Raw genomic sequence first — 6039 nt, 5'->3', positions numbered from 1 at the left:
GCAATGGCGAGAATGCGCGCGCAAGATCAGCGGAGGTTGATCTTGCCGCTTGCCGCAAACCGTTCTTTGCGGCGTTGCGCAATCGTGCTTATTGCGAGGGATCCCTGCACTCTTCTGTTGGGGTGTGATAGGTAGCGGTTGTGCTGGCAATGCGCTATTTTCAACCCCGAATGGCTAACAGCGGGATTGTGATTGAAGTTTCGGTGAAAAGTCAATCATTTCCACCAGATAAGTGGGGATTGTAACGGCCTGTCGCTCATTCAGGTGGTTTTGTCGCTGTGTCGCGGCGAACTTGTCACTTCTTCAGAACTGGATTTTTCAGACTTCTTCAGCTTCTCTTCGCCGCCAGAAACTGACTCCACTGCCCGAAAATCCAGCGGTTGCTGCAACCCGAGCAGGGAATGAGGAGTATGACCAGCGTATTTGCTCAGCGGCCGGCTGTGATCTGCGTGGAGTTGCGATCGCGCGTTAGGTATAAACAGAGTCAGATTGCTTACCAATGGAGCGGAGTTGGTGAAATGCTCAGACTGTTGATGGTCGCAGCACTGACGTTCTCCCTGCAGGCGATCTTGGCGAATGCAGGTCGCGCCGCAGACCCTGCCGATCCCAAAGGCTTGGAATTCTTTGAAGCCAAGATCCGCCCCGTTCTGGTGCAGCATTGTTATCAGTGTCATTCGACCAGCGGGAAAAAATCGGAAGGTGGCTTGCTGCTGGATTCGCGCGACGCGATTCGCAAAGGTGGCGACCGCGGGCCCGCCGTCGTCCCTGGCGACACGGACAAAAGCATTCTTCTCGCCGCGATCGAACACACCGCCGATCTGAAGATGCCGCCGAAAAAAGAGCGGCTAGCTAAGGAAGTCCTCGGTGACTTCGCGAAGTGGATCAAAATGGGTGCGCCCGATCCGCGCGAAGCGGTCGCCGCAGGCTTTGTCGCGCCAGTGGATCTGGCGACCGGCAGGAAGTTTTGGAGCCTGCAAAAGCCTATCGCGCAGATCGCGCCAGAGGTGAAGAACGCCGACTGGCCGAAGCAAAAGTTGGATTATTTCATTCTCGCGAAGTTGGAATCGGCCGGACTCGCTCCCAGCAAAGATGCCGAGCCAACGACGTTGCTGCGGCGGTTGTATTTTGACTTGATCGGTTTGCCGCCGACACCAGCGGCGAGTAGCGAGTTCGACACTGCGATCCGTGCTGACGGCTTGGATGTTGCAATCGCCCGCGAGGTCGACAAGTTGCTCGGCACGCCGCAGTTCGGCGAGCACTGGGGCCGGCATTGGCTTGATGTGGCCCGCTTCGCCGAGTCGAGCGGCAAGGAAGCCAACATGGCGTTCCCTTACGCCTGGCGATATCGCGACTATGTGATCGATGCGGTGAATGCGGACATTCCCTTCGATCGTTTTCTGACCGAGCAGATCGCTGGAGATCTGTTGCCGTTTGAAAATGACACCGAGCGAGCGAGGCTCCTTATCGCCACCGGCTTTCTCGCCCTCGGGCCGAAGAATCTCGATGAAGCCGATGCCCAGCAGTTTGTCGCCGATGTGATCGACGAGCAAATCGACACTGTCACGCGGGCCGTCCTCGGCAATTCCATCGCTTGTGCCCGTTGCCACGATCACAAGTTCGATCCCTTCACGATGCACGACTACTACGCGCTGAAGGGGATCTTCGGCAGCACGCGAACGTTCTTCGGCACCTATGTCACGCCCACGAATCGCCTCGGCGGCGATCCCTTGCCGTTGCCGCGCGGCGTAAACCTGCCGGTGTTTCATCAGGGCGTGACGCCGCAACATGTCGCTCATTTGAAGCAGCAACTCACCGACCTGAAAAAGCAACAAGCAGACGGCATGGCCGCGATCATGAAGGCGGCTCGCACGGGCGAAGACACCGAAAAAGCCTTTACGTTGACCGACGCACTGCGCATTTTCTGGGCGACCGGCGGCATCGAAGGTCAACTTGAAAAGGTCGACGACGAAGGCCAGCCGCTGCCGCTCACGATGGGCGTTCTGGAATCCGACAAGATCGGCCCGGCGCGAATGCTCGACCGTGGCGACCTCAAAAAGCCCGGCGATCGAATTCCCCGCGCACTCCCAGCCGTCTTCACCATTTCCGAATCTTTCGCCATCGGAGCACGGCAAAGCGGCAGACTCGAACTCGCGCAGTTCCTGACGCATCCCGAGCAACCGCTGACAGCCCGCGTGATGGCCAATCGCGTGTGGCGTCACCTCTTTGGCGCCGGCTTGGTCCGCACCGTCGACAACTTCGGCATGAGCGGCCAGCGCCCCAGTCATCCGGAGTTGCTCGACGAACTTGCCGTGAAGTTTCGCGAGAACGGCTGGTCGCTCAAGAAGTTGGTGCGCGAAATTGTCCTCTCGCGTACTTATCGCCAGTCATCGCAATACAAGGCCGCGGCTTTTCGGATCGACCCCGAAAACCGACTGCTGTGGCGGGCGAGCAAACGCCGCCTCACGGCCGAAGAAATCCGCGATGCCATGCTCACCGTCGGCAGTGAACTGAAAACGGATCGTCCCGCCGCCTCGCTCGTCGGCAAAGAGATCGGCGACGGCCCCATTTCGCTCATCGGCTTGAATCCCAAAATCCCCAAAGATCTCGACGGCATGCGGCATCGCAGCGTTTATCTGCCGGTCATTCGTGATCGCTTGCCCGATGTCCTCGAACTCTTCGACTTCGCCGAACCCAGCCTGGTGTCCGGCGATCGCGAGACCACGAATGTTCCCGTGCAGGCTCTCTATTTGATGAACAGCGAGTTCGTCACCGCGCGAGCTCGCGGGTTGGCACATCGTGTGAAACTGGAAGTGCCGGACGAAGCGAAACAACCAACGCGCGCCTTCACGCTCTGCTTCGGCCGTACGCCCGATGATGCTGAGCAGGCGTTAGCGAAACAGTTCTTCGCCGCGACTGACGATCGTGATAAGGCTTTCGTGGCGTACTGTCAGGCGCTCCTGGCGGCGGCGGAATTTCGAAATTTGGATTGATTAGATAAAGTTCAGTCCGACCCCACCGAGCTTGCTCGGCGGTGGCCAGGCAGGAGATCAAATATGCAATCCTATTCCCGCCGGCGAGTCCTCCAATCGCTGGCCTCCGGCTTCGGCTACCTCGCCTTTGCCGGCCTCGCGCATCAAGCAGCGGCGGAAGATGCGAAGAAGTCCAAAAACGAACTCGCGCCAAAGCCGACGCACTTTCCCGCCCGCGCCAAACACGTGATCTTTCTCTGCATGAACGGTGGCCCGTCGCACGTCGACACGTTCGATTACAAACCGTCGCTGCAAAAGCAGGATGGCGGCGCGTCACCCGTCGGCCGCGAACGCGGCGGCGCAAAGTTGCTCGCTTCGCCGTTCAAGTTCGCTCAGCACGGCGACAGCGGCGCATGGATTTCCAGCGTCTTTCCCAATCTGGCCAAGCAGGTCGACGAGCTCTGCGTGATCAAGAGCATGCACACCGACTTGCCGAACCATGCGCAGGCTTTCACGCAGTTGCACACCGGCAGTTTTCAATTCGTCAGGCCGTCGGTCGGCGCTTGGTCGCTCTACGGCCTCGGCAGCGAGAATGAGAACCTGCCGGGATTTATTACGATCAATCCGCCGTCCGACAACGGCGGCGCGCGGAACTACGGCAGCGGCTTTTTGCCCGCAATCTGCCAGGGAACGAAAATTGGCGGCAACCAGATTCCCGGTTTCTATGCAGCCTTTTTGAAGAAGGACGAGGAACCGGGGCCGCCGCTTAAAAACATCGCCAACGACAACCTCTCGAAGGAACTGCAGCGGCAGCAACTTGATCTGATCCGCGGGCTGAACAAGCACAAGCTCGAGCGCGAGGTCTATCAACCCGAGATCGAAGGAGCCATCGCTTCGTTCGAGCTCGCCTTCCGCATGCAGGATGAAGTTCCCGCCGTGCTCGATCTGCGCAGCGAAAGCGAAGCGACTCGCAAGCTCTACGGCATTGGCGCCAACTTGCCGACCGATCGCTTCGGCCGGCAATGTTTGCTGGCCCGGCGATTGGCCGAAGCGGGTGTCCGATTTATCGAGATCACCGCGCCAACGCAATGGGATCATCACTTCATTATCAAGGATGAACTGGCCCGCAGTTGCCTGGCGACCGACTTACCCCTGGCGGGATTGCTGGCCGATCTCAAACAGCGCGGCTTGTTGAACGACACGCTCGTTGTCTGGGCCGGCGAGTTCGGCCGCACGCCGTACGGCCAAAGTGGCAGCGGCCGCGATCACAATAACAAAGGCTTTACTGCGTGGATGGCCGGCGGCGGTGTGAAGGCCGGATACTCACACGGCGCGACCGACGAATTCGGCTACGAAGCCGTCGATAGGCCGGTTCACATTCACGATCTGCATGCCACGCTGCTGCACCTCCTCGGTCTCGATCACGAACGCCTCACTTTCAACTACGGCGGTCGCGATTTTCGCCTGACGGACGTTTACGGCGACGTGGTGAAAGACATTCTCGTCTAACGATCGAGCAAACTACCGGTACAAGCCTTGCGCCAGGATGTACTGCTCCACGGCCCGCGGCGTGCGATAGCGCAAGCTACGTCCCTCGGCAGCTCGCTGTCGCAGATCGGTGCTGCTGAATTGAATGATCGGCATCTGCACGCGCAGTGATTCCATCGTTTGCAGTCGTGCTGGCTCGACGAGCTGGGCGAGCGCAGAAAAGTCCGGTTCCGGCGCATCAGCCCGGCGCGAAACAACCGGCCAGGCAAGTTCGCAGATTGCCGCCGGCTCTCGCCAGATGAGCAGGTCCGCGAGCGAATCGGCGCCCATCAGCAAATAGAGCTCCGCGCCGGCAACTTGCTCGTGAATGGCTCGCAGCGTGTCGACTGTGTAACTCACGCCACCGCGGTCGATCTCGATCGTCGAAATATGAAACGCTGACTGGCCAGCGATCGCCAACTCCAACATTTCAATCCGCTGCTTCGCACTCGTTGCGGTTTTGCCTTGCTTGTGCGGCGCGATGGCGGCGGGAATGAACCAGACCTGATCGAGCGCCAGCTGTTCGCGCGCACTCTCTGCCAGCAGCAAGTGTCCGTAGTGAATCGGATCGAACGATCCGCCAAAAATACCAAGCTTCATAATGATCGCTGTCGTTACGGATCGAAATAAGGATAGAGATTTTCTGGGTTCTTGCTCTCGGTCTCCACGCCGTTGTTTTCGCTTCCCGCGGCAACTGTTTTGCCGGTCATGATGCTGCCCCACAGGAGCAGCCCTTTGGTACCAACGGCGAGGTCCGATTCAGGCGGCAGTTTTTCGCGCAGCACTTCCTGCGCGGCGTCCCAGGCCCGCTTTTCGATTTCGATTTTTCCCTCGCTGGTGAAGGTGCGATACGCAGGAACTTGCACCACCAGCGCGCACTGGCCGTCGTGCAGTTCGCACCAAGTCACAAAGTTGCCATCATCGGGCTTCATTCCTAGCTGCGGATTGTCGCTCGCCAACTTGTTGCGCTGCTCCGTCATGCGCTCGTTGAAAGCCTTCGCCAACGTGATCGCTTCCGGCGAATTACCGAGAGCGGTTTCGTCAACGGCCAGGTCGATTTTTTCTTCGGCCGATTGCAGTTCCACTTCGCCAGGCATCTTGGCAACCGTGCTCGACATGTTCGCCCCATTGGGTCCGCTCGCCGGAGCTTGCACCATCGCCCAAACGTAGATCGCCATAAAAAAACCACTTACCACGACGGCGGGATAACCAAAGCCCAAGCCGATCCAAGCGAGCTCGCGACCCGCGATGCTTCCCATGCTGCGCTGAATCTGACTCAGCGCGATATGTCCAAACGCAACCGAGGCCACGCTGCCGGCAAACACAATCGGGGTGAAGAAACAACAGCACGAAACCCAACTCATGGCGAACGTGAGGATGCCGCCGATCATGCTGAGAATCGCCAACGGCGACGTCTGCGGCGGACGAATGCCGTATTGCGCATCGTACTGCGGCGGCACGTAGTAACCGCCGGGACTCGGAAAGTCGGGCGGCGGTTTCTGGCCGAAAGGATCGTTGGGAGATGGATAAGACATGCGTCACT

The 6039-nt window shown here is 59.0% G+C and carries 4 protein-coding genes; 2 read left to right on the top strand and 2 right to left on the bottom strand.

Features of this window, described 5'->3' with window-relative positions; genetic code table 11:
• Positions 1-518 precede the first annotated feature (518 nt).
• Complete coding sequence (locus tag M9Q49_RS10630; protein WP_254508720.1) at positions 519-2990, top strand: PSD1 and planctomycete cytochrome C domain-containing protein; 2472 nt, start codon at positions 519-521, stop codon at positions 2988-2990.
• A 63-nt stretch (positions 2991-3053) separates the two neighbouring features.
• Positions 3054-4478: a DUF1501 domain-containing protein gene (locus tag M9Q49_RS10625; protein ID WP_254508719.1), complete on the top strand. Its 1425-nt coding sequence runs from the start codon at positions 3054-3056 to the stop codon at positions 4476-4478.
• A gap of 12 nt (positions 4479-4490) precedes the next feature.
• On the opposite strand, the gene nadD is transcribed toward M9Q49_RS10625, so the two are convergent.
• Together nadD and M9Q49_RS10615 are read right to left on the bottom strand one after the other, a co-directional pair.
• Positions 4491-5096: a nicotinate-nucleotide adenylyltransferase gene (gene nadD / locus M9Q49_RS10620; protein ID WP_254508718.1), complete on the bottom strand. Its 606-nt coding sequence runs from the start codon at positions 5094-5096 to the stop codon at positions 4491-4493.
• Between the two features lie 14 nt (positions 5097-5110).
• The gene (locus M9Q49_RS10615) at positions 5111-6031 is read right to left on the bottom strand and encodes a DUF4190 domain-containing protein (protein WP_254508717.1); all 921 of its coding nucleotides are present in this window, start codon (positions 6029-6031) and stop codon (positions 5111-5113) included.
• Between the last annotated feature and the right edge of the window lie 8 nt (positions 6032-6039).

This window comes from Anatilimnocola floriformis, from assembly GCF_024256385.1.
In the GTDB taxonomy this organism is placed as follows: domain Bacteria; phylum Planctomycetota; class Planctomycetia; order Pirellulales; family Pirellulaceae; genus Anatilimnocola; species Anatilimnocola floriformis.
The sequence above is the reverse complement of the archived record's forward strand: the minus strand, read 5'-3'. Positions and strand labels throughout refer to the sequence as shown.

Excerpts from the sequence above, each read along its gene's own strand:
- M9Q49_RS10630 (WP_254508720.1), top strand. The coding sequence starts at position 519 with ATGCTCAGACTGTTGATGGTCGCAGCACTGACGTTCTCCCTGCAGGCG.
- M9Q49_RS10625 (WP_254508719.1), top strand. The coding sequence starts at position 3,054 with ATGCAATCCTATTCCCGCCGGCGAGTCCTCCAATCGCTGGCCTCCGGC.
- nadD (WP_254508718.1), bottom strand. The coding sequence starts at position 5,096 with ATGAAGCTTGGTATTTTTGGCGGATCGTTCGATCCGATTCACTACGGA.
- M9Q49_RS10615 (WP_254508717.1), bottom strand. The coding sequence starts at position 6,031 with ATGTCTTATCCATCTCCCAACGATCCTTTCGGCCAGAAACCGCCGCCC.